General features: G+C 60.2%; 1 protein-coding gene. It reads right to left on the bottom strand.

The window, feature by feature from the left end; genetic code table 11:
• Positions 1-192, bottom strand: a 192-nt coding sequence (locus tag Q4563_RS20300; RefSeq protein ID WP_303605799.1) for a hypothetical protein, incomplete at its 3' end; no start/stop codon positions are given.
• Positions 193-266 lie beyond the last annotated feature (74 nt).

The following is a 266-nucleotide window of genomic DNA, read 5'->3' on the forward strand; positions in this document are numbered from 1 at the left end:
CTGGAGACCTGCCGCGGTGGTTGCTGACCAATTGCGGTACAGGTAACCATCGCCGCGATCAACAACTTGCACCCCATCAACCGTAAATACCTGAGCGCCGATCAGTAGCGGGGCCAGGCCGAGGTTAACGTCCACCGTGATCTGATTGAGCGCATAAACCACGCTGACCGGGCCGGGGGTCGTGTCGGTCATGCGGTAGTACAGAACGGACGTTTGACTCTCGCAGCGGTAGCTGTAGAGCTGGGGCGTGCTGGTCCAGTTCCAGG

Source organism: Gilvimarinus sp. 1_MG-2023 (assembly GCF_030548285.1).